This is a genomic window from Thermus sp. FJN-A (assembly GCF_054655095.1).
Genome location: NZ_BAAHSC010000174.1, coordinates 314694 through 336020, shown reverse-complemented (window position 1 = coordinate 336020; position 21327 = coordinate 314694). Strand labels below are relative to the sequence as shown.

Genomic DNA, 21327 nt, shown 5'->3' with positions numbered 1-21327 from the left:
CCTTCGTGGCCACGAGGGGCACAGGCTCCTCCTCCCAGGTGAAGGCGGCGTAGACCTTCCCCTCCTTGAGGGAGAGCTCCACGTTGTAGGGGAGGGAGGCGTGGACACGCTCCACCAGGGCGCTCAGGTTGGGGTGGGAGGTCTTCACCAGGGCGTGGGCGTGCCTCCCGTTTCCCAGGTTGACGCGGAGCCAAAGGGCTCCGTCCTTTGCCTCCAGGCGGAGGTTGAGGTTGCCTCCTTTTGTCCTGTCCCCTCGGGAGTAAAGCAAGCCTTGCCGCTTCTCTTTCCACTCCCGCTTGAGCTTCTCCCTGCGTTTACCGGAGAGGTGGTTACGTCCTAACTGCTCAAAGAGCTTCCTCCCCCCGAACACCACCTTGCGGGGGTCTTCGCCGAGTTCCCTGGCGGCGTCTATGAGGGCATGGGCTTTCAGGACCGCGTCGTCCGCGTAGCGGGTGTTGAGGCCGAAGGTCAGCCCCGAAGGGGCTACCTTGCGGGTACACAGAGGTCCATCTTCCCGCTTCAAGTCCTCCCGCTTCCATCCCTCTAAGAGGCGGTTGTAGGCGTACCTCACGGCCGCCGAGAAGCGGCGCATGAGGTCCAGGAGGAGGTGGAGGTCCTCTACGAAGGGAAAGAAGAGGAGGGCGTGGACCCCGGTGAAAGTCTTGTTCCTCCTCCTGGGGGAGCGTCCGTGCGTGACCCTGGGCTTTTTCTTCACCGGAGGCCTCCTGTGAGGGAGTATAGCGCTTCGGGACTTTTCGCGTGCTGCGGGGACTCGCTGGGGTGAGGTGGCGGGGACTGAGGGCACGTGAGCGCCGGGGTGAAGTGGTGTGCGCTATTTCCCAGCTGTTTGCACCTCCCATTTGCCCCACGGGATCCCCGCTTCCCTGGGGCATTTAGAAGGCGTTCAGGCCCGTGGCCTCCCGCCCCAGGACCAGGGTGTGGATGTCGTGGGTGCCCTCGTAGGTGTAGACGGTTTCCAGGTTGAGCATGTGGCGGATGGCGTGGTACTCCAGGGTGATGCCGCTTCCCCCCAGGATGTCCCGGGCGAGGCGGGCGGCCTTCAGGGCCTTCTGGACGTTCTGTCTTTTGGCCAGGGAGACCTGGGCGGGGGTGAGCCGTCCTTCGTCCTTGAGCCGGGCAAGCCGCCAGGCCAGGAGAAGCCCCTCCGTGTGCCAGGCGAGCATCTCGGCCAGCTTGGCCTGGACGAGCTGCTTCTTGGCGATGGGCTCGCCGAAGGTGCTCCGGCTCTTGGCGAACTCCAAGGCCTCGGTGTAGACGGCCTCGAGGGCCCCCAAGACCCCCCAGGCGATGCCGAAGCGGGCCTGGGTGAGGCAGGAGAGGGGCGCCTTCAGGCCTTCCGCCTTGGGGAGGCGCAAGGACTCGGGCACCCGGACGTCCTCCAGGACGAGCTCGCTCGTCACCGAGGCGCGGAGGGACATCTTGTGCTTCACCTCCCGGGCCTGGAAGCCCTTGGTGTCGGTGGGGACGATAAAGCCCAGGACCCGGCCTTCCTCGTCCTTGGCCCAGATGAGGGCGATGTGGGCCAGGTTGCCGTTGGTGATCCACATCTTGCTGCCGTTCAGGACCCAGGTGTCCCCCTCGCGCCTGGCCCGGGTCTTCATGTTGCCGTAGGGGTCCGAGCCCCCGTCGGGCTCCGTGAGGCCGAAAGCCCCCACCATCTCCCCCCGGGCGAGCTTGGGGAGGAACTCCTTTTTTTGCGCCTCGCTCCCGTAGGCGTAGATGGGGTACATGACCAGGGAGCTTTGCACGCTCACGAAGCTCCTGAGCCCCGAGTCCACCCGCTCCAGCTCGTAGGCGATGAGGCCGTAGGCGGCGCTACTTACCCCGGCCCCCCCGTACTCGGGGGGCAGGGTGGGGCCTAGGAAGCCCAGCTCGGCGAACCTGGGGATGAGGTGGGTGGGGAAGACCCCCTCCTCCCACCAGTCGCGGATGTAGGGCAGGGCCTCCTTCTCCAGGAAGCGGCGGGCGGCCTTTTGGATCTCCCGCTCCTCGGGGGTGAGAAGCTCCTCCACGGCGTAAAAGTCCAGCATGGTGCACCTCGGCCTTTAGTCTACCCCGCGCCGTTCCCTGGCCTGGCCCAAGAGGGGTCCTTCGCCGGGGCAAGCCGGCGCGGGGGGGTATCAGAGCATCCCGGCGAGGAAGCCCTCCTCCCGGATGGTGCGGATGAGGTCCATGACCGTGAGGGCCTGGGGGTCGTACTCCACCTCCAGCTGGCTGGGCCCCGTGGCCTGGGCCCCCGCCACGCCCTCCAGGCGCTTTAGGGCGGTGAGGATCCGCTCCATGCCCTCCGGGGTGGGTTCCCCCCGGATGCCGATCATCACCCGGCTCATGCCCCCTATTCTAAGACCCCCCGGGTTTCCCCCCGCTTACCCCGGCTTCCCAGGACCCGCACCGCCAGGACCAAGGGGCCCACGGCAAACCCTTGGGCCAGAAGGGCCTCCGCCAGGGCCTTGCGCCCGGGGTCCAGGTGCAGGGCCACCTCGTAGACCCCAGCATCGTAGGCGCTCTTGACCACCGCGGCCAGGAGGCCTTCCAGCACCTTCTGGTCCTTGCCCTCAATCCGGGTGAGGAGGACCGTGGTGGCCTCCCCCTGCCACACCGCCTGGGCCAGGGCGAAGCCCAGAGGGCTTTCCCCCTCTTCCGCCAGGAAGGAGTGGCCGGTGCGGGCGAAGAAGCGCACGGCCCCCAGGCTTAGGGGGCGGTCTTTCGCCACCTGGTTGAGCCGCTCCAGGTCCAGCTCGGTGAAGGGACGGACGCGCATGGGCCCATTATGCCTCTTGGGGGGGAAGGGGCCTTGGGCGGTAGAGGATGGCCTCCCCCAGGAGCACCAGGGCCGCCAGGAGGGCCAGGAAGCGCCCGGCGCCCCCGGGGGTCTTGGGCAGGAAGCTCTCCCCCGGTACGGGAAGCAGGGTTTCCCCGGGGGAGAGGAGCCCGGTGCGCACCTCCCGGTAGGGGCGGAGGAAGTTGTAGACCAAGAGGGGGAAGAGGGGGCGGTCCTGGACCGCCTCCAGGGGGGGCAGGTAAAGGCCCTTCTCCGTGAAGTAGAGGAGGCCCACGCCCCCTTCCCCCTCCGCCAGGGGCTGCCAGGGGGCGGGGGGCGGGGGCGGCGGGGGGAGGCGTTCCCCCAGGAGGGCCACGCCCTCCAAAAGGGGGTGGGGCGTGGTGAGGCGCACGGAGGTGGGGCTTCCCCCCCGGGGGGCGAGGAAGAGGGTGGGGGCCTCGGGGGGGCCCTCGGGCACGGCCACCCGGACCCGGACCTCGGTCCCGGGTACGGCTCCCAGCAGGGCGAAAAGCCTCTCCAGGGCGGGGAGGGGAGGGTAGTCCACCCCGGGGCGCCTCAGGGCGAAGGCGGCCTCGTCGTCCAGCTCGAGGGCGCCCCCGTTTAGCACCCGGGCGGTGAAGACGGGGGGGAGGTCCTCGAGGCGGGCGTAGCCCCGGGCGGGCACGGCCGCCTCCCGGATGCTTCCCCCCACCGCCACCCGGGCGGTGAGGGGCCTTTGGGCGCTATTCCCCAGGGCGAGGAAGCCCCGGTCCACCGCCACGATCCCCAGGTTCTCCTGCGGGGTGCCCACGCCCAGGTACCCCTCCGCCCCGGGGGGTGGGGGCCTGTCCGTGGCCACCACCACCGGGGCCTGGAGGAGCCGCCGCCCCAGGGCCATGGCCTCCTCCAGCCGGGCCTCCCGGTCCCCCGCCTCCAGGGCGAGGAGCCTGCCCCTCAGGGCCACCCCGGGGGCGGGGCCGAAGGCCTCGGGCCTCTCCCCCGCCCGCACCAGGACCGCTTCCGGGGCCCTTTCCAGGAGGGGGAGGAGCCTTTCCTTGGCCAGGTCCAACCGGGTTTTGGCCCCTTCCCGGGCGGCCATGCTGGCGGAAGCGTCCACCACCAGGACCAGGGGGGAGGGCCCCAAAGGGGGGTCCTCCAGGGCCAGGACCATGAGGCCAGCCCCCAGGAGGAGGAGGAAAAGCCTCAGGTCCAGCCGGGGCCGGAGGCGCCTCCGGCCCCTTTGCCAAAGCCACACCCCGGCCCAGGGCGTGGGCCTGGGCCTTCTCGCCCGGTAGAGGAGGTAGACCCCAAGGAGGATGGCGGGAAGGAGCCAGAGCACGTGCCCTCAGCGTACCCTCGGCCTCCTGGGGTCTGCTAGAGTGGGGGGGCATGTGGGTTCTGGGCGTGGACACCTCCTGCGACGACACCGGGGTGGGCCTGGTGCGGGAGGGGGAGGTGGTGGTGAACCTGGTGGCGAGCCAGGTGGTCCTGCACGAGGCGTATGGCGGCGTGGTGCCGGAGCTCGCGAGCCGCGAGCACCTGAGGGTGATCCGTCCCTTGGCGGAGAGGGCCTTGGCCGAGGCGGGCATCGGCCCCCAGGACCTGGGGCTGGTGGCGGCCACCCGGGGCCCCGGCCTCATCGGGGCCCTCCTGGTGGGCTACACCTTCGCCAAGGGGCTGGCCTGGGCCCTGGGCCGGCCCTTTTATGCGGTGCACCACCTCGAGGCCCACATCGCCGCCGCCTGGCCGGAGGGGCTAGACCCCCCCTTCCTGGCCCTGGTGGCCTCCGGGGGGCACACCCACCTTTACGAGGTCCTGGACCTGGGCCGCTACCGCCTCCTGGGCGCCACCCGGGACGACGCCGCGGGGGAGGCCTTCGATAAGGTGGCGAGGCTCTTGGGCCTCAGCTTTCCCGGGGGGCCGGAGCTTGAGCGCCTGGCGGAAGGGGCCCAGGAGGCCATTCCCTTCCCTGTGCCCCTAAGGGGCCAGGAGGGGTACGAGTTCAGCTTCTCCGGCCTCAAGACGAGGGCCCTGCAGCTGGTGGAGAAGGGCCTCCCCAAGGCCGCCCTGGCCCGGGGCTTCCAGGAGGCGGCCATCGCCCACCTCTCCGAGGTGGTCCTGAGGGCGGCGGAGGCCACGGGGCATAGGGTCCTCCTGGTGGCCGGGGGGGTGGCGGCGAACCGGGCCTTGCAGGCGCGCTTCCGGGAGGCGGGCCTGAAGGTTTTCTTCCCCCCCAAGGGCCTTTCCCAGGACAACGGGGCCATGGTGGCCCTGGCGGCCTGGAGGCGCTATAGGCGTGGCTTTCCCCCAAGCCCCCTCTCCTTGGGGGCCACCGCCTACTGGCCTCTGGAGGAAGCCTGATGCTCTTTCTCCCCGTTTCCTTCCCCCTGTAGGGTCCGAAATTGGGGCACGAGGCCCCTTTACCGGGGCCGCAAGCCAGCATGGGGTGGTATAAAGGGGTTTCTCATCCCGAAGGGGTACAATCGGCCTAGGATGCTGGGCCTCATACGGAAGCTTTTCGACAACAACGAGCGGGAGATCGCCCGCTACTACAAGCAGGTGGTGGAGCCCGTGAACCGCCTCGAGGCCGAGGTGGAGAAGATTCAGGACCTGGCCGCTGCCTACCGGGAACTCAAGGAGAAGCACGAGCGGGGCGCTTCCCTGGACGAGCTTCTCCCCATGGCTTTTGCCCTGGCCCGGGAGTCGGCCAAGCGCTACCTGGGCATGCGCCACTTCGACGTGCAGCTCATCGGCGGGGCGGTCCTCCACGAGGGCAAGATCGCCGAGATGAAGACCGGCGAGGGCAAGACCCTGGTGGCCACCCTGGCCGTGGCCCTGAACGCCCTCACGGGGAAGGGCGTGCACGTGGTCACGGTGAACGACTACCTGGCCCGGCGCGACGCGGAGTGGATGGGGCCCGTCTACCGGGGCCTGGGCCTCAGTGTGGGGGTGATCCAGCACGCCTCCACCCCCGAGGAGCGCCGCAAGGCCTACCTCGCCGACGTCACCTACGTGACCAACTCCGAGCTCGGCTTCGACTACCTGCGGGACAACATGGCCATCAGCCCCGACCAGCTGGTGCTCCGCCACGACTTTCCCCTGCATTACGCCATTATCGACGAGGTGGACTCCATCCTCATCGACGAGGCCCGTACCCCTCTCATCATCAGTGGCCCCGCGGAGAAGGCCACCGACCTCTACTACAAGATGGCGGAGATCGCCAAGCGGCTGGAAAGGGGCCTCCCCCCGGAGCCCGGGGTGCGGAAGGAGCCCACGGGGGACTACACCATCGAGGAAAAGAACCGCTCCGTGCACCTCACCCTCCAGGGCATCGCCAAGGCGGAGAAGCTCCTCGGGGTGGAGGGGCTCTTCAGCCCGGAGAACATGGAGCTCGCCCACATGCTCATCCAGGCTATCCGGGCCAAGGAGCTCTACCACAAGGACCGGGACTACATCGTCCAGGACGGCCAGGTCATCATCGTGGACGAGTTCACCGGCCGCCTCATGCCGGGCCGGCGCTACGGGGAGGGCCTCCACCAGGCCATTGAGGCCAAGGAGGGGGTGAGGATCGAGCGGGAGAACCAGACCCTGGCCACCATCACCTACCAGAACTTCTTCCGCCTCTACGAGAAGCGGGCGGGCATGACCGGCACCGCCAAGACGGAGGAAAAGGAGTTCCAGGAGATCTACGGGATGGACGTGGTGGTGGTGCCCACCAACCGCCCCATGATCCGCCAGGACTTCCCCGACGTGGTCTACCGCACGGAGAAGGGGAAGTTCTACGCGGTGGTGGAGGAGATCGCGGAGAAGTACGAGCGGGGCCAGCCGGTCTTGGTGGGGACCATCAGCATCGAGAAGTCCGAGCGCCTCTCCCAGATGCTCAAAGAGCCCCGGCTCTACCTGCCCCGCCTGGAGATGCGCCTGGAACTCTTCAAGAAGGCGAGCCAGAAGCAGCAGGGCCCCGAGTGGGAGCGCCTAAGGAAGCTCTTGGAGAGGCCCACGGGGCTCAAGGACGAGGACCTCGCCCCCTTTGAGGGGCTTATTCCCCCGAAGGGGAACCTCAGGGCGGCCTGGGAGGGCCTCAAGCGGGCGGTCCACACCCTCTCGGTCCTCCGCCAGGGGATCCCCCACCAGGTGCTGAACGCCAAGCACCACGCCAAGGAGGCGGAGATCGTGGCCCAGGCGGGCCGGAGCAAGACCGTGACCATCGCCACCAACATGGCGGGCCGGGGCACGGACATCAAGCTGGGCGGGAACCCCGAGTACCTGGCGGCGGCCCTCTTGGAGAAGGAGGGCTTTGACCGCTACGAGTGGCGGGTGGAGCTCTTCATCAAGAAGATGGTGGCGGAAAAGGAGGAGGAGGCCAGGGCCCTCGCGGGGGAGCTCGGCATCCGGGAGGAACTCCTGGAGAGGATCCGCCAGATCCGGGAGGAGTGCAAGGAGGACGAGGAGCGGGTGCGGGCCTTGGGCGGGCTTTTCATCCTGGGTACGGAGCGGCACGAGTCCCGGCGCATTGACAACCAGCTCCGGGGCCGCGCGGGCCGCCAGGGGGACCCGGGGGGGAGCCGCTTCTACGTGAGCTTTGACGACGACCTCATGCGCCTCTTCGCCTCGGACCGGGTCATCGCCATGCTGGACCGCATGGGCTTTGACGACTCCGAGCCCATTGAGCACCCCATGGTGACCCGCTCCATAGAGCGGGCGCAGAAGCGGGTGGAGGACCGCAACTTCGCCATCCGCAAGCAGCTTTTGCAGTTTGACGACGTCATGGCCCGCCAGCGGGAGGTCATCTACGCCCAGCGCCGCCTCATCCTTCTGGGCAAGGACGAGGAGGTGCGGGAGGCCGCCATCGGCATGGTGGAGGAGACCGTGGCGGGGGTGGCCGAGAACTTCCTGAACCCCCAGATCCACCCCGAGGACTGGGACCTGGAGGCCCTAAAGGCCGCCTTGCTGGACGTGGCCCCCCAGCTTCAGGGCTTCCCCTTTGCGGATCTAAGGGGGCTAAAGCCCGAGGAGGGGGTGGAGCGGCTGGTGGAGGCCGCCCTTAAGGCCTACGAGGCCCGGGAGGCGGAGCTTTCCCCTCCCCTCATGCGGGCGGTGGAGCGCTTCGTGATCCTCAACGTGGTGGACTCCGCCTGGAAGGAGCACCTGCACAACCTGGACGTCCTCAGGCAGGGCATCTTCCTGCGGGGTTACGGCCAGAAGGACCCCTTCCAGGAGTACCGGATCGAGGCCACCCGCCTTTTCAACGACATGGTGGGCTTCATCAAGGGGGAGGTGGCCAAGTTCCTCTTCCGCCTCAAGGTGGAGGCGGAGCCGGTGCGCCCGGTGCGGGAGGCCCCTTACGTGCCCGTGCCCGAGCCCCAGGCCGAGGCCAGGCCCTTTGGGGTGGAGCGCAAGCGGCCCGCCACCCCGCCGCCCCAGCCCGGGCTTTCCCGTGCGGAGAGGCGGCGGATGATGCGGGAGGAGAAGAAGCGCAAGAAGGAATAGGGCTAAGCGCCTGTGCTTTCGTTTCGCAACTTTGGGGCCCCCGCTCTGGCGAATGCCAGAGCGGGGTACTAAGCCTCAGGCCTCCACCTGAAGGCTTTCCGGGTCCAGGTTGGTGTAGACGTGTTGCACGTCGTCCAGGTCTTCCAAGGCCTCCACCAGGCGCAGGACCTTGGCGGCCTCCTCGGGGCCGAGGGCGATGGTGTTCTGGGGGTGTTGCACCACCTCCACCGCCTCCACCTTAATGCCCCGGGCCTTCAGCCCCTCGGCCACGCGGTAGGCCTCGGCGGGGTCGGTGTAGACGGTGAGGCTTGCGCCCTCCTCCTCCAGGTCCAGGGCCCCTAGCTCAATGGCGGCCTCCTGCGCGGCCTCGGTGTTCTCGCAGACGATCACCCCTTTGCGCTCAAACTGCCAGGCCACGCTGCCCGTGGTGCCCAAGGATCCCCCGTACTTGCCGAAGACGTGGCGCACCTCCCCGGCGGTGCGGTTGCGGTTGTCCGTGAGGGCATACACCAAGACCGCCACCCCGCCGGGGGCGTAGCCCTCGTAGACGATCTCCTCAAACTGCTCCGCCCCATCCCCGCCTCCTTGGAGCTTCTGCAGGAGGCGTTCGATGTTCTCCATGGGCACATCGTCGGCCCGCGCCGCCTCAATGGCGTTCCGGAGCTGCACGTTGGCCTCGGGGTAGGGGCTTCCCCCGGCGCGCGCCGCCGCCTGGATGGCCCGGAGGTGCTTGGAGATGATCTTGCCGCGCTTGAGGTCGTTGGCGGCCTTCTTGCGTTTGATCTGTGCCCACTTGCTATGACCGGCCATGGCTCACCTCACCCATTATAGCCAGCGCCTCTAGAACCCGCTCCGCTAGGCGTTCTCCCGCCTCGCGGAAGGGGTGGAAGAGCAGGCTGACCCCGGCGGCCCCCAAGGCGGGGTCTTCCTCCAGGTGGAAGCTAGTGGCGGCAATGGTCCCGCCGAAGCCCCGCTCCCTCAGCCAGCGGGCGGCCAGGAGCTTGGCCTCGAGGTCCGGCAGGGCCAGGACCACCGCCTTGAGCCCCGAGAGGTCTAAGCGCTCCCAAAGCTCCGGGTCCTCCGCATCCCCGTAGCGCACCCGCCTGCCCTTGGCCCGGTGGCGCTCTACCTTCTCCGGGTCGGCGTCCAGGCCGAAGGGCCTCTCCCCCTTCTCCTCCAGCACCCGGTAGACGGCCCCCCCCGTGCGCCCCATGCCCACGATGAGCACTGTGGCCCCGTCCAGGCGCTCCGGTTCCTGGTCCGGGTGGACGCCCTTCCGCTCCAGGCGCAAAAGCCGAGGCTCCAGGCGCTTGTAGAGGGCGTGGCTGTGACGGGCCAGGGGGGCGGAGAGGGCCATGGAGAGGGCCACGGCCAGGGCCAGGCTGGGGAGGCTTAAGGGGAGGCCGGTTCGCTCCAGGGCCACCCCCACGATCAGGGCGAACTCCGAGTAGTTGCCCAAGTACATCCCGGCCACGAAGCCGGTCCGGGCCCTTAGCCCCAGGAGCAGGAAGAGGGCGAAGAAAAGGGGGGCCTTGAGGAGGGAGAGGAGCAAGAGGCCCCCCACCAGCCCCATCTCCACCCCATCCAGGCCCTCCCTCAGGCCGATGTCCAGGAAGAAGGCCACCAGAAAGGCTTCCTTAAGGCCCCACAGGGCCCGGGCCATTTCCGTGCCCTTGGCGTGGCCCGAGAGGAGGGTGCCCATGAGGAGGGCTCCGAGCTCCGGGGAAAGGCCCACTTGGCGGAAGGTCTCCCCTCCCAAGAGGGCGAGGGCCAGGCCGAAGAGGATCAGGAGTTCCTCGTGGCCGCTCCTTTCCAGGAGCCAGGCCATCCCGTGGCGCAAGAGGGGGAAGAGGAGGAGTAAAGCCGCCCACGGGCTCACCGCCCCACCCCCATAGAGGGTGATCAGCCCCACGGCCACCAGGTCCTGCAGGACCAGGATGCCGAGGCTCAGGCGGCCGTGGTAGGTGGTGAGCTCCTTCTTGTCCTCCAGGAGCTTGGCCACCAGCACCGTGCTGGAAAAGGCCAGGACCAGGGCCAAGGGCAGGTTCTTGTAGAGGAGGAAGGCCAGGGCGCTGAAGAGGAAGAGGTGAAGCCCCCCCGCTCCCAGCACCCGGGGGTCCAGGAAGTCCTGGAGCCGGAGCTTGAGCCCCACGCTGAAGAGGAGGAGGAGGACCCCGATCTCGGCGGCGTGGTGCAGGAACTCCGTCTCCCTTAGGCCCATTCCGTGGAGGCCGAACCCCGCCCCCAGGTACCCCACCAGGGGAGGCAGGCCCAGGCGGCTGGCCAAAAGGCCCAGGGCAAAGGCCACGGCTACCCAGAGGGCCTCCATGCCCCAAGGGTAGCAGAGATACCCCCTAGGTGCCTGCGGGCTCGCGGAGCGAGGTTAAGGGGCGGGCGCTCATACCACCCCAGGCTGGCACGCGCCAGCCTGGGGGCCCCGGAAAAAGGACCCGGTGGGGGGAACGAAACAGGGAAACTCAGTAGGTGGGCTGGGAGGGGAGGCGTTCCTTTTCCGCCAGGGCCTTGTCCAGAAGGGCCTTCCACTCCTCGTAGGGGAGGAAGCCCGTGCGCTTCTCCCCGGCGATGAAGAAGGTGGGGGTCCCGGTGAGGCCCAGGTCGGTGGCCAGCTTCTGGTCCGCCAGGACCCCATCCCGGTGCTTGCCAGAAGCCAGGCACTGGGCGAAGGTCCCCTCCTCCAGGCCCATCTGCCCCGCCAGGTCCACCAGGTAGCGGTCCAACACCGCCCCTTGCAGGTTGCCCCAGGAGCCTGCGGCGCGGAAGAGGACCTCGTGGTACTCGGAGTAGCGGCCCTGGTCGGCGGCGCAGGCGGCCGCCTCGCTGGCCCGGATCACGTTCGCCTGGCCGGGGAAGGGGAAGTCGCGGAAGAGGTAGCGCACCTTCCCGGTGTCCACGTACTCGGCCTTAAGCCGGGGCAGGACGTTCAGGGCGTGGTTCTGGCAGTGGGGGCAGAGGTAGTTGGAAAAGTCCACCACCACCAGGGGCGCATCCTCCCTTCCCAGGGCGAAACGGGCCCCCTGGGCGGGGTCCAGGCCCGCCCGGCCCTTGGGCCCCCAAAGGATCCAGCCCAGGCCCAAGAGGGCCAGGGCCACCACTACGAGAACTATAGCGCGCGGCATGGGCTCACTTTACCACGGCCCAAGGTGAGAAGGCTTCAGCCCCTATAGGGGGCCTGGCGGGCCTCCCCCTCGGGGGTGACGTAGAAGGGGTTTTGGTCGGTGGAGATCAGGGTTTCCCTTTCCACCGCCTCCTGGATGTCCTTGGGCAGGACGAACATGGCCTCCAGGTACGGGGCGGACAGGTGGCGCAGGGCGAGGCCCCGCTCCCGGATCCGGGCCTCCATGACCCCCTCGGAGAAGGCGGCGGGGTCGAAGGCGTCGGAGGCCAGGAGGAAGCCGAAGTTGAGGAAGAAGCCGGGGATGTGGTTCTTGTAGCTCCGCACGTAGCGGAAGGCCTCCCGCACCGTGCGGTGCACCACGGGGTGGACCCGGTGGTGGGTGAGCATGATCATCCCCGCCTGCATGCCCATGACCCCGCCCGGGTTCAGGCGGCTCTTCACCAGGCGGTAGAACTCCACGGTGTAGAGGAGCCTGGCGGGGTTGTCCTCCCCCACGGGGTCGGTGAGGTCGATGAGGATCACGTCGTAGGTGCTGGGGTTCTGCTCCAGGTAGGCCCGGGCATCCTCAATGACCAGGAGGGTGCGGGGGTCGTCGAAGGCTCCCTGGTGCCACTCGGGCATGTGTTGCTTGGCCACCTCCACCAGCTCCCCGTCTATGTCCGCCATGACCGCCCTTTCCACGGTGGGGTGCTTGAGCACCTCCCGCAGGGTGGCCCCCTCCCCACCCCCCACGATGAGGACCGTCCTGGGCTCGGGGTGGGCCAGCATGGCCGGGTGGACCAGGGTCTCGTGGTAGACGTACTCGTCCCGCTCCGTGCTCTGCACGTCCTTGTCCAGGACCAGCACCTTGCCGAAGCCCTTGGTCTCAAAAAGGAAGTAGTCCTGGTAGCGGGTGCGGCCCGAGGCGATGACCCGCTCCATCCGCCGCACCATGGTCTCGTAGGGGGTGATGTGCTCAAAGAAGTACATGCCGTAGTCCATGGCCTAACCTCCTTGCCCCGCGCCGAAGGCCCGGCGCTTGATGGCGTGCTCCGTGCCCCGCCAGTAGCGGAAGGCGGATTCCTCCTTGGCCCCGAAGGCCCGGGAGAGGCCTTTAAGCACCACCTCGGGGTCCACGCCGTCCCGGTAGAAGTAGAGGTCCAAGGTGGCGGAGGCGTTGTCCTCTGGCCAGGTGTGGATCATCACCGCGGCCACCGGGCTCACCACCGCGGCGGACAGCCCCTGGGGATGGAACTTGTACACCACGGACTGGGCCGAGCCCCTGGGGGCCCCCAGGCGCATGACCGCATCCAGGAGGGCCGCCTCCACCATCCTGGGGTTTTCCAGCACCTCCAGGTCGCAGCCGTAGATCTCCGCCACCCAGCGCCCGCCCGGCACCGTTTCCACAGAGGGCCATGATAGCACACCCCTAACCGAAGAAGTCCTTGAGCTGTTCCTTGGTGATGAGCACCTCCCGGGGCTTGGAGCCCTTGGAGGGGCCCACGATGCCCATGGCCTCGAGGGCGTCCATGAGCTTGCCGGCCCGGGCGTGGCCCACGGAGAGCCTCCTCTGCAGGCGGCTCACGGAGCCGTAGCCCTCCTCCACCACGATCTCCGCCGCCTTTCTCAGGAGGGGATCGGAGAAGTCCACCTCCCCCACGGCCCCTTCCGGGCCCTTTGGGGGCTCAAAGTCCGCCCCGTAGGCCTCGGCGAAGCGGTCCTCGTGGCTTTGTCCCCGCAGGAAGCCCGCCAGGCGCTGGACCTCTTCCTCGGACAGGTAGGGCACCTGCAGGCGCACGGGCTTGGTGAGGCCCGGCTGGTAGAAGAGGGCATCCCCTTGGCCGATGAGCTTCTCCGCCCCCTGGGTGTCCAGGATGGTGCGGGAGTCAAAGCCGCTGGAGACGGCGAAGGCCAGGCGGGCGGGGATGTTCACCTTGATGAGGGAGGTGAGGATGTCCACGCTGGGGCGCTGGGTGGCGAGGATGAGGTGCATGCCCGTGGCCCGGGCCATCTGGGCGAGGCGGAGGATGGCCGACTCCACCTCCTTGGGGGCGGTCATCATGAGGTCGGCGAGCTCGTCCACCACGATGACCAGGTAGGGCAACGCCTCCTCGGGCCCCACCTTGGCGTTGTACTGCTCCAGGTTCCGGGCCCCCACCTGGCTCATCAGGCGGTAGCGCCGTTCCATGTGGGCCACCGCCCCCTGCAAGACCCCCGCCGCCTCCTCCGGGCTCGTGACCACGGGGCGCACCAGGTGGGGGATGCCCTCGTAGGGGGTGAGCTCCACCATCTTGGGGTCTATGAGGAGGAGGCGCAGGGCGGTGGGCAGGTGCTTGAAGAGGAGGCTTGCGATGAGGACGTTGATGGCCACGCTCTTGCCGCTTCCCGTGGAGCCGGCGATGAGGAGGTGGGGCATCTTGGCGAGGTCCCTGACCCAGATCTCCCCCTCAATGCTCTTCCCCAGGACCAGGGGCAAAAGGGCCCGGGCGTTCTGGAAGGCGGGGGAGAGGACCGCCTCGGAGAAGCGCACCAGCTCCCGCTTGGGGTTGGGCACCTCCAGGCCCACGGTGTTCTTCCCGGGGATGGGGGCCTCAATCCGCACCGCCCCCACCGCCAGGGCCCGGGCCAAATCGTTCTGCAGGCTCTGGATGCGGCTGATCTTCTCCCCGGGGGCGGGCAGGAGCTCGTAGCGGGTGACGCTGGGCCCCCGGGCGTGGCCCACCACCTCGGCCTGGACGCCGAACTGCCTTAAGGTCTCGCCGATGGCCCGCTTGAGGCGCTCGGCCTCCTCCTCCAGGGACCGGGAGGTCCCCTTGGGCTCCGGGGGGTCCAGGAGGTCGGGGGTGGGGAGGGCCAGGGCGGCGCTCGGGCGCTTGACCGCCAGGGCCTTCCCGGCGGGCTCGGGCCTGGGGGGCGGGTCCTCGCGGCGGGAAGGGGGTTCGGGGAAGACCAGGTCCAGGTCCAGGGGTTCAGGCTCCGGCGGGGCAGGGGGCGGGGCGGCGCTCGGCCTGGGGGGCGGGCTTCCCGTGAGGAGGGCGCGCAGGGCTTCCCCTTGGGCCTCCAGGGGGAGGTCCAGGAAGGGAAGCCACCCGGCGAGCTCCCCTTGGCGCCTCTCCAGGTCCTCCAGGAGGCCGGAAAGCTCTTCCCAGCGGGCCTTGCGGGCTTCCCTCAGCCGCATCCCTTGAAGGAGCCCGCCGAGGGTGGGCCGGAAGGGGGGCAGGGGGAGGAGGGCTTTAAGGCGTGCGGAGAGGGCCTGGGCCTCGAGGAAAAGGGCCGCCCGCCGCTCCTCCAGGGCATCCCGCAGGGGGCCTTCCCCGGGAAGGGGCCGCGATAGCCCCTGGAGGAGGGCGCTCAGGCGGGGCTCCAAGGGGCGGTTATCCTCCTCCATCTGCCGCCTAAGCTCCGCCACCCGCTCCTCCAGGAAGGCCCGGAGGGCCTTTTCCACCCCCGGGAGTTCGGCGGGGGAGAGGCCTTGGGCCAGGGCCTTGAGGGCGGTGTGCCCGGGGTAGAGGCGGGCCAGCAGGGCGATGCGGCGGCGGACGAGGAGGGCCTTCAGGCGGTGCCGGGTGCGCCTTACCCCTTCCACCCCCAGGCGCAGGCCGGTGAGGAGGAGGTGAAAGGGGGGTTTACGCCGCCACAGGTCCAGGACCAAGGAGGCCAGGAGCAGGGGCAAGAGGAGGCCAAAGGCCCCGGCCCCGGCCACGAGGGCCTCCCGCCAGGCCCTTCCCAGGTGCCCCGAAAGGGGGCCCAGGAGGGGCAGGAGGGCGAAGGCCAAGAGGAAGAGGAAGAGGAGGTGGCGGAGGAGGGGCCCAAGGGGCTTGGCCCGGAAGAGGAAGCCCGCCAGGAGGAAGAGGCTTGGGGGAAGGAGGTAGGCGGGAAGGCCCACCTCCCCGTAAAACCGGGTTCCCAAGAACTCCCCCAGGGCCCCCGTCGTCCACGGGTAGTGGGGGGCCAGGAGGAAGAGGCCCGCCCCCACGGCCACGGCGCCCAAAGCCTCCAGGTCCCCCTTGGCGGGGGCAGGCTTCGCCGGCTTCCGCTTGCCCATCGGAAGAATTATAACCTAAATTGCAAGCGTGGCCCGACGCTCAGCGCTTGAGCTCGCGGATCACCGCCTGGGTGAGGTCGGTGTCCTCGTCCGCGTAGACCACCAGGCCCGACTGGGCCGCCACCTGACGGCTCATGACCACGGCGAAGCCCTGGGCCTTGGCCACCTTGGCGATGGCCTGGTCCACCTCCTCCAGGATGGGCTTCAGCACGGGGTTCTGCCGGTCCTGCCACTTCTTCAGGGTGTCCTGGTAGGTCTTCAGGAGGGCCTCGTAGTCCTGCCGCTCCTTGGCCGTGGCCTGGCCGGAGCGCACCTTCTGGTCCAAGGGCTTTAGCTTCTCCTCCAGGGGGGCGAGCTCCTTGCGGGCCTGGGCCTGGAGGTCCTGCACCTTCTTGTAGTCGGGGTGGGCCTGGACCAGGGCGTCCGCGTCCACGAAGCCCACGCGGCTGGCCACGTTCCTGTTCTGGGCCAGCATGGGGGTGAGGAGGGCGCCGAGGGCCAGGAGGAGGGCGGCTAAGGGGAAGCGCTTCATGGGAAGAAGCCTAACGCCCCCGGGTGAAGCGTACGTGAGAGAAAAGCCGCTTTCCCTTTGGCCTAAGAAGGGGTATCCTCGCCCGAGGAGGTGAGGCTATGCGTAAAGCGGTGTTGCTTCTTCTGCTGGCCGTTTTGGGGACAGGGGCCTTGGCCCAACGGGCGGTCTCCTTCCGCCTCTCCTTGCCCCCGGCGGGGCTGGGGTTGGGCCTCGAGGCGCCCCTGGAGCGCAACCTGGCCTTCCGCGGCTTCGTGGACCTGTTCCCCGGGGGACCCAGCTTCCTGGCCGCGGGGGAGGTCCTCTTCAAGCCCGACCTGGGCCAGGTGGACCGGGACCTGAGGGGGATCCGGCCCTACTTCGGCGGGGGGCTCGCCGGGCACTTCGCGGGCGCGGGAGAGGTGGGCCTCCACCTCTCCTTGGGGGTGGAGGTGCTTCTGGATCCCCGCACCGGGCTTTTCCTGGACGGGGAGTACTTCTACCCCTTCGGGGGGCCGGGCCGCTTCGGGCGCACGGTGATCGGGGCCAACCTGCGCTAAGCGCTTTCCCCCGCCCAGGCTCTCTGGGCGGGGGACATTCTTCTCCCGCCCTTGGGATAGACTGAGGCCCGGAGGTGAACCCATGCTGGTCAGGGACTGGATGACCAAGGACCCCCTCACCGTGGGCCCGGATACCCCGGTATTAGAGGCCATCAACCTGTTGAAGCAGAAGGGCTTCCGCCGCCTGCCCGTGGTCAAGGACGGGCGGCTTTTGGGCCTGGTCACCGACAAGGACCTCAAGGACGCCATGCCCTCCAAGGCCACCACCCTCTCGGTGTGGGAGATGAACTACCTCCTCTCCAAGCTCACCGTGCAGGAGGTGATGGCCAAGCCGGTGATCACCGTGGGGGCGGACGAGCCCTTGGAAAAAGCCGCCTTGGTCATGGAGGAGCGGAAGATCGGCGGCCTTCCGGTGATGGAGGGGGAGAGGCTGGTGGGCATCATCACCGTGACCGATGTGCTGCGGGCCTTCATTGAGGTTTTGGGCCTGCGGCTTGGGGGGCTACGCGTCACCGTGGACATCCCCGACGTGCCCGGGGCCCTGGCCCAGATGGCCCAGGCGGTCCCCCCGGCCAACATCGTCTCCATCGCCACCGCGGCCCACCTGGCGGGCTACCAACGCCTGGTCATGCGGGTGGTGGGCGAGGGGGTGGAAGGGGTGCCGGACCGGTTAAGGGCCGCGGGGGAGCGGGTGGTGGACGTCCGGCCCGGCTAGACCCCGTTGCGGTAGGCGGGGTAGGAGCCCAGGACCTTCAGGAAGGCGGCCCGCCGCAGGAGGCCCAGGAGGGCCTGGGCGGGGCCGGGGTCCTCCAGGTGCCCCTCGAGGTCCAGGTAGAAGAGGTAGCTGAAGGGTTTGTCCCGCCTTGGTCTGGACTCCAGCTTGGTGAGGTTGACCCCGGCCTCGGCGAAGACCCGGAGGGCCTCCAAGAGCCCCCCGGGGCGGTGGCGCACCGCGAAGACGATGCTGGTCTTGTAGGGCCCCTCCCCGCGGCGCGCCTCCTCCCGCCCGATGACGAAGAAGCGCGTGTAGTTGTGGGCGTAGTCCTCAATGTTCTCCGCCAGGACCTCGAGGCCGTAGAGCTCTGCGGCGCGCCGGCTGGCGATGGCCCCCACCCCGGGCTCGGGGTTCTCCGCCAGGGCCCGGGCCGCCCCGGCGGTGTCGTACACGGGGATGGGGGAGAGGCGCATCCGGGCCAGGAAGCCATCGCACTGGGCCAGGGCTTGGGGATGGCTTTTCACCGCCTTTAGGTCCTTGAGCTCGGTCCCCGGGGGGGCCAGAAGGCAGTGCTTCACCCGGTGGACGATCTCCCCCACCACGTGGAGGTCGCTCTCCAGGAGGAGGTCGTAGGTCTGGTTGATGCTCCCGGCGGTGGTGTTCTCCACGGGAACCACCCCCAGGTCGGCTTCCCCGCCCTCCACCGCCTCAAAGACCTGGTGGAAGGTGGGAAAGCCCACGGGAGTTGCTCCAGGAAAGGTCTTAAGGAGGGCCTCCTCGCTGTAGGCCCCCTCCGTGCCCTGGAAGGCGATCCTCATGCCCTTCATGGTACATGAAACCCCGTAGACAGGACCGGGCCCTCTCCCTTAGCATGGCCTCCGTGGCAAGGCTGCTCGTGGTGGACGACGATCCCCGCATCCGGCGCCTCCTGGAGGTGGTCCTCTCCGGCGCGGGCCACGAGGTGGTTCTGGCCGAGTCGGCCAAGGCCGCCCTGGCCTACCTGCGCCGGGAAACCCCCGATCTGATCCTCCTGGACATCATGATGCCCGATATGGACGGCCTCACTCTCCTGGGCCGCATCCGGGCCGTGCGCCGCCTGAGCCGGGTGCCGGTGATCATGTTCACCGGCGGGGGGCGGGAGCTGGAGGGGCCAAGCCGCGCCCTGGGGGCGGACCTCTTCCTGGAAAAGCCCATCAGCGGCCGTCGCCTCAAGGAGGCGGTGGAGAACCTGCTGGCCCGGGAGGGGTACGTCCTGCCCGAGGGGGACCGGGTGGCCTCCTTGGCGGAGGTGGGGGCCCGCCTGCGGCAGGCCCTTCCGGAGGAGGAGCGGTTTAAGGCCCTGTGGCTTAGGACCCAAAGCCGCCGCGCCCTCCTCGGCAACCTGGTGGCCAAGGGCTGGACGGAGGCCTTGTTGCGGCGGGTTCTGCCGGGAGCCTACGACCTCTACGACCTGATCGGCCACCTGGCCTACGGCTGGCCCCTCCTTCCCCTCTCGGAGCGGGCGAAGCGGGCACAGGACCCGCGCTTCCACCCCTTGGTGCAGGCCTACCTCGAGGCCCAGCGGCTTCCCCTGGAGGGGGACGGCCTCCTGGAAGAGCTGGCCCGCGCCCTGTACGCTTAGGGGGTGTCGGAGCTAGTGGTCTATACCGAGCCCGAGGCCTGGAACCATCTGGTGGCCCGCTTCCCCATCACCAGCGCCCTGCAGTCCTGGGGCTGGGGGGAGGTGAAGCGGACCACGGGCTGGGAGCCCAGGCGCTTCGCCGTCTACGGCCAGGAAGGGCTTCTGGGGGCGGCCCAGGTGCTCCTAAAGGCCCTTCCCGGGGGGCTTCGGGTGGCCTACGTGCCTAGGGGCCCGGCCCTCCACCGCCTCGAGGACCTCCCGGAGGTGGCCCGGCGCCTGGCCCGGGGGGTGCGGGGAACCCACCTCCTCCTGGAGCCGGAGGCGGGGCTTTCCGCCGGGGAGGAAGCCCCCCGCTTCCAAGGCCTTCTCCCCGAGGAGCCCATCCAGCCGGGCCACTCCCTCTGGCTGGACCTAACCCAGGGGGAGGAGGCGCTCCTCCGGGGCATGAAGGAGATGCACCGCAGGAACGCCCGCCTGGCCCTGAAGCGCACGGAGCTTTCCGTGGAGGGGGAGGAGGCCTTCGGCGACTTCTTCCGCCTCTTTGAGGAGACGAACCGCCGCGCCAAGCTCCTGCAACACGCGGAGGCCTACTACCGGGCGGTCCTGCGGGAGATGAACCAGCCCCTGGGGGAGGCCTTCCTCGCCTTTGCCCGCAAGGAGGGGGAGGCCCTGGCCGCGGGGCTCTTCGTGGCCTTCGCGGGCAAGGTGGACTACCTCTACGGGGGGAGCAGCCGCAAGCACCCCGAGGCCAAGGCCCCCATGGGCATGCACCTGGCGGCCATCCGCCACGGCCTGGAGAGGGGCTACCGGATCTACGACCTCTGGGGCGTGCCCCGGACCCCCGAGGGGAGCCACGCCGAGGGCATCTGGCGCTTCAAGGAGGGCTTTGGCGGCCAAAGGGTGCAGTTCCCCGCCTACGCCCTGCCCCTCTCCCCCTTGTACCGGCCCCTTAGAGCCCTCCTGCGCCTGCGCAAGACCTGGGTGAACCTCCGGGTGCGGGGCAACCCCCGGGACGTTCTGGGGTGAAGCCTCCTGTCATCTTTCTCAAGGGCCTCTGGGTAAGGTAAGGGCGTGGCGCGCCTGGTCCTCCTCCTCGCCCTCTTGCTCCTCGCCTCCTTGGGCCTTTTCCTGCGCCGTGCCCCGGAGGCCTCCGGGGAGCCTGCGGGGGTTCGGCTTAGGGGGGTGGAGTTCTTCCTCTTCCCCGAGGAGGAGGGGGTGGAGTGGCGGTTTCGCGCCCAGGAGATGGTGGAGGAAGGCGGGGTCTTCCGCATCCGGGGCGGCCTTATGGGGGAGCGGTACGCGGAGGGGAGGCTCGACCTGCGCCTCCTCGCCCCCGAGGTGGCGGTGGAGCCGGGGGACAACCTCAGGGCCCCCCACGCCCGGGTGGAGATCCTAAAGGGGTGCTACCGCCTGGAGCTCTCCGCCCCCGGCAAAGGGGAGGTGCTGATCCGCCAGAAGGAGGGTTTCATCGCCCCCTGGGTGCGGATTGAGGCCCCCAACCTGCGGGGCGAGGCCCAGGCCTTCCGCGCGGACTTCGCCCTGCAGCACATCGAGGCCGAGGCCCCCCGGTTCGCCTTCCCTGCCGGGGGGGCTTTCGGCCCCTGCACCGTGGAAGGAGGGAGTTCATGAAGCGATGGGTTTTTCTTTCCCTGCTGGGTTTGGCCCTGGCGGCCTCGGGGGTTCGCGTGATCCAGGTGGAGGGCGGGAGGCTTTCCGGGGACCTCCGCTTTGGCCCCTGGACCTTTGAGGGGGAGGTGCGGGGCCGGGTGAAGGACCTGGAGATCCGCGCCCCCAAGGCCACCCTCACCGCCCCCAAGGGCAAGACCATGCAGGAGGCGGAAGGAGAAAGGGAGGCCCGCTTTGAGGGGGGGGTGGTGGTGCGCCGGGGCCGGGTGGAGGCCAGGGGGCCCACCCTGGTCTACCGGGAGCGGACGGGGGAAGGGGAGCTTTTGGGCCCGGCCCGCATGCGCCAGGAGCCCAAGCCCGGGGAGGACCCCGTGGAGGTGGAGGCCAGCCGCATGACCTTCCAGGTGGACACCGACACCTCCACCAGCGAGGGCGCCCTCCTCCGGAGCGGGAACCAGGAGGGGCGGGCGGGTTTCGTCTACTACGAGGAGGAGCGGGGCCTTGCCGTCTTCACCGACCCCAAGGAGGTGGTCCTCACCCGCAGGCGCAAGGACGGGGACCTGGTGATCCGGGCCAAGGAGGTGCGGAGCCTCACCGGGTCCAAGCGGCTCATCGCCACGGGGGGGGTGCGCCTGGTGGACGGGGATCTGGTGACCACCGGGGAGAGCCTCTACTACGACGACACCACGGGCGAGGCCATCGTCCTGGGGAAGCCCGCGGTGAGCGAGAACAAGAAGGAGGGCTTTAGGCTTTCGGGAAGCACCCTCCAGCACAACGTGAACCGCCACCAGGTGCGGGTCTACGCCCGGGCCTTCCGCCTGCCGGTGGAGGAGTTCAGGAGGCTGGGGGAGCGGTGAGGGGGGCT

At 69.3% G+C, this 21327-nt stretch carries 20 protein-coding genes and 1 pseudogene; 8 read left to right on the top strand and 13 right to left on the bottom strand.

What is annotated here, in order from left to right; all coding sequences use genetic code 11:
* From ACYQ0J_RS07230 to ACYQ0J_RS07210, 5 genes and pseudogenes are all read right to left on the bottom strand, one after another.
* Positions 1 to 715 (bottom strand): annotated as a pseudogene (locus ACYQ0J_RS07230) (IS200/IS605 family accessory protein TnpB-related protein); the annotation flags it as partial.
* Between the two features lie 178 nt (positions 716 to 893).
* A complete protein-coding gene (locus ACYQ0J_RS07225) occupies positions 894 to 2051 on the bottom strand; it encodes an acyl-CoA dehydrogenase family protein (RefSeq protein ID WP_460171492.1) in 1158 nt (385 codons plus the stop codon).
* A 90-nt stretch (positions 2052 to 2141) separates the two neighbouring features.
* Positions 2142 to 2351: a heavy-metal-associated domain-containing protein gene (locus tag ACYQ0J_RS07220; protein WP_460171491.1), complete on the bottom strand. Its 210-nt coding sequence runs from the start codon at positions 2349 to 2351 to the stop codon at positions 2142 to 2144.
* A gap of 5 nt (positions 2352 to 2356) precedes the next feature.
* Positions 2357 to 2782 (bottom strand): DUF1999 family protein, encoded by a 426-nt coding sequence (locus ACYQ0J_RS07215; RefSeq protein ID WP_460171490.1) that lies wholly within the window; start codon positions 2780 to 2782, stop codon positions 2357 to 2359.
* 7 nt (positions 2783 to 2789) lie between these two features.
* A complete protein-coding gene (locus ACYQ0J_RS07210) occupies positions 2790 to 4121 on the bottom strand; it encodes a vWA domain-containing protein (RefSeq protein ID WP_460171489.1) in 1332 nt (443 codons plus the stop codon).
* Positions 4122 to 4171: 50 nt separating this feature from the next.
* Between ACYQ0J_RS07210 and tsaD the strand changes: the two genes are divergently transcribed.
* Positions 4172 to 5143 carry a tRNA (adenosine(37)-N6)-threonylcarbamoyltransferase complex transferase subunit TsaD gene (gene tsaD / locus ACYQ0J_RS07205; RefSeq protein ID WP_460171488.1) on the top strand — a complete coding sequence of 324 codons (972 nt, stop codon included), beginning with the start codon at positions 4172 to 4174 and terminating at the stop codon, positions 5141 to 5143.
* Positions 5144 to 5275: 132 nt separating this feature from the next.
* On the top strand, positions 5276 to 8272 hold the full coding sequence (secA, locus tag ACYQ0J_RS07200; RefSeq protein ID WP_460171487.1) for a preprotein translocase subunit SecA: 2997 nt from the start codon (positions 5276 to 5278) through the stop codon (positions 8270 to 8272).
* 75 nt (positions 8273 to 8347) lie between these two features.
* Here secA and ACYQ0J_RS07195 read toward each other — a convergent pair whose 3' ends face one another.
* From ACYQ0J_RS07195 to ACYQ0J_RS07165, 7 genes are all read right to left on the bottom strand, one after another.
* Positions 8348 to 9082 (bottom strand): YebC/PmpR family DNA-binding transcriptional regulator, encoded by a 735-nt coding sequence (locus ACYQ0J_RS07195; RefSeq protein ID WP_460171486.1) that lies wholly within the window; start codon positions 9080 to 9082, stop codon positions 8348 to 8350.
* Positions 9069 to 10601, bottom strand: coding sequence for a cation:proton antiporter domain-containing protein (locus tag ACYQ0J_RS07190; RefSeq protein WP_460171485.1), 1533 nt, complete (start codon positions 10599 to 10601; stop codon positions 9069 to 9071). The genes ACYQ0J_RS07195 and ACYQ0J_RS07190 overlap by 14 nt, the downstream gene beginning before the upstream one ends.
* Positions 10602 to 10749: 148 nt before the next feature.
* Entirely contained in the window at positions 10750 to 11409 is a 660-nt protein-coding gene (locus ACYQ0J_RS07185) for a DsbA family protein (RefSeq protein WP_460171484.1), read from the bottom strand.
* A gap of 35 nt (positions 11410 to 11444) precedes the next feature.
* Positions 11445 to 12389, bottom strand: a complete 945-nt coding sequence (gene speE, locus ACYQ0J_RS07180; protein ID WP_460171483.1) for a polyamine aminopropyltransferase — start codon at positions 12387 to 12389, stop codon at positions 11445 to 11447.
* A gap of 3 nt (positions 12390 to 12392) precedes the next feature.
* Positions 12393 to 12794, bottom strand: a complete 402-nt coding sequence (gene speD, locus ACYQ0J_RS07175) for an S-adenosylmethionine decarboxylase (protein ID WP_460171482.1) — start codon at positions 12792 to 12794, stop codon at positions 12393 to 12395.
* 22 nt (positions 12795 to 12816) lie between these two features.
* Positions 12817 to 15432, bottom strand: a complete 2616-nt coding sequence (locus ACYQ0J_RS07170) for a DNA translocase FtsK (RefSeq protein ID WP_460171481.1) — start codon at positions 15430 to 15432, stop codon at positions 12817 to 12819.
* A gap of 40 nt (positions 15433 to 15472) precedes the next feature.
* Positions 15473 to 15964: an OmpH family outer membrane protein gene (locus ACYQ0J_RS07165; RefSeq protein ID WP_460171480.1), complete on the bottom strand. Its 492-nt coding sequence runs from the start codon at positions 15962 to 15964 to the stop codon at positions 15473 to 15475.
* Positions 15965 to 16062: 98 nt separating this feature from the next.
* Here ACYQ0J_RS07165 and ACYQ0J_RS07160 point away from each other — a divergent pair, with 98 nt between their 5' ends.
* Together ACYQ0J_RS07160 and ACYQ0J_RS07155 are read left to right on the top strand one after the other, a co-directional pair.
* Positions 16063 to 16500, top strand: a complete 438-nt coding sequence (locus tag ACYQ0J_RS07160) for a hypothetical protein (protein WP_460171479.1) — start codon at positions 16063 to 16065, stop codon at positions 16498 to 16500.
* An 82-nt stretch (positions 16501 to 16582) separates the two neighbouring features.
* A complete protein-coding gene (locus tag ACYQ0J_RS07155; RefSeq protein ID WP_460171478.1) occupies positions 16583 to 17215 on the top strand; it encodes a CBS and ACT domain-containing protein in 633 nt (210 codons plus the stop codon).
* Here the strand turns inward: ACYQ0J_RS07155 and pheA are convergent.
* Entirely contained in the window at positions 17212 to 18033 is an 822-nt protein-coding gene (gene pheA, locus ACYQ0J_RS07150; protein ID WP_460171477.1) for a prephenate dehydratase, read from the bottom strand. The genes ACYQ0J_RS07155 and pheA overlap by 4 nt on opposite strands.
* Positions 18034 to 18086: 53 nt before the next feature.
* On the opposite strand from pheA, the gene ACYQ0J_RS07145 reads away from it, so the two are divergent.
* From ACYQ0J_RS07145 to ACYQ0J_RS07130, 4 genes are read left to right on the top strand one after another with little or no spacing between them, the layout of a single operon-like run.
* Positions 18087 to 18836, top strand: a complete 750-nt coding sequence (locus tag ACYQ0J_RS07145) for a response regulator (protein WP_460171508.1) — start codon at positions 18087 to 18089, stop codon at positions 18834 to 18836.
* A 3-nt stretch (positions 18837 to 18839) separates the two neighbouring features.
* Positions 18840 to 19862: a lipid II:glycine glycyltransferase FemX gene (locus ACYQ0J_RS07140; RefSeq protein WP_460171476.1), complete on the top strand. Its 1023-nt coding sequence runs from the start codon at positions 18840 to 18842 to the stop codon at positions 19860 to 19862.
* Between the two features lie 45 nt (positions 19863 to 19907).
* Positions 19908 to 20465: a hypothetical protein gene (locus tag ACYQ0J_RS07135; RefSeq protein ID WP_460171475.1), complete on the top strand. Its 558-nt coding sequence runs from the start codon at positions 19908 to 19910 to the stop codon at positions 20463 to 20465.
* Positions 20462 to 21319: an LptA/OstA family protein gene (locus ACYQ0J_RS07130; protein ID WP_460171474.1), complete on the top strand. Its 858-nt coding sequence runs from the start codon at positions 20462 to 20464 to the stop codon at positions 21317 to 21319. Before ACYQ0J_RS07135 ends, ACYQ0J_RS07130 begins: the two co-directional genes overlap by 4 nt.
* Positions 21320 to 21327: the final 8 nt, after the last annotated feature.